1 protein-coding gene is annotated in these 1,237 nt (G+C 70.7%); it reads right to left on the bottom strand.

The window, feature by feature from the left end; all coding sequences use genetic code 11:
• A partial coding sequence (locus tag ACWCO3_RS34660; RefSeq protein WP_450014237.1) for an MMPL family transporter occupies nucleotides 1-1,208 on the bottom strand: 1,208 nt, incomplete at its 3' end.
• Between the last annotated feature and the right edge of the window lie 29 nt (nucleotides 1,209-1,237).

Genomic DNA, 1,237 nt, shown 5'->3' with positions numbered 1-1,237 from the left:
GGTACCAGCTCCGGGGTGGGGGCCGGCGGGTCGGCCGGCGCGGGCGCCGGGCGAGGGCGCAGGAAGCGCGGGGCCCACCAGTTGGCGTCGCCCAACATGGTCATCAGGGCCGGCAACACCACTCCCCGGATGATCGTGGCGTCCAGCAGGATCGCCGCCGCGAGGCCGATGCCGAGCTGTTTCATGTCGATCGTGCTCAGGGTGGCGAAGATCGAGAACACGCCGACCATCACGATCGCCGCGCTGGTCACCACCCCGGCCGACGAGGTGATCCCGTAGGACACGGCATCGCGGTTGGGCATGCCAGCCCGTACCCCCTCGCGGATCCGGCTGACCACGAAGACGTGGTAGTCCATCGAGAGGCCGAAGAGCACCACGAAGAGGAACAGCGGCAACCAGGACACGATGGCGCCCATCGACGTGAAACCGAGCAGCCCCTCGGCCCACTCACCCTGGAAGACCAGCACCAGCAGCCCGTACGCGGCACCGGCGGAGAGCAGGTTCAGCGCGATGGAGCTCGCCGCGACCACCACCGACCGGAAGGTGAACACCATGACCAGGAAGGTCAGCACCAGCACGAAGCCCATGACCAACGGCAACTTGTCCCGCACGTGGGCCGCGTAGTCCTCACTGTCGGCGACGCTGCCGCCGACCGCGTACTCGATGCCGGGGATGCCCCGTAACCCGGCCGGGACCAGGTCCTCGCGCAGCTTCTCCAGCGACTGCACCGACCGGTCGTCCCGGCTGGCGTACGGGGTGGCGACGTCCAACACCGACACCCGCCGGTCGGCCGACACCTCGATCTTCGGGCCGTCCGCCTCGACCGGGGCGAACAGCGGATCGCCGGCCGCCCGGGTGGACAGGTCGGTGAGGGCGGCGCGTACCCGGTCGGCCTGTTCGGCCGGCGCCCGCACGGCCACCACGTGGTTGGTGCCGGTGCTCGGGAACGCGGCGGTCAGCCTGTCGTACGCCTGCATCGCCGGCGTGGTGCGGGGCAGGTCCTCCATGCCGGGGAACTTCAGCTTCATGCCGAGCGCGGGCGCGGCCAGCGCGAGCAGCAGTCCGACCGAGATGACCAGCGTCACCACCGGCGCGCGCAGCGCCGGGCGGAGCACAGCGGGCCAGAGCCGGGGCGCACGGGGCTGGCCGTCATGTAACCAGGCCAGAGCGGTAAATTCGGTCAGATCGCTGGTACCGGGCGCAAGCACCCGAACACTCAGGTTGCCGGCAGCATCGC

The sequence above is a fragment of the Micromonospora sp. NPDC002411 genome (assembly GCF_053592955.1).
Note: the sequence above shows the minus strand (reverse complement) of the source record. Positions and strands in the feature narration are given on the sequence as shown.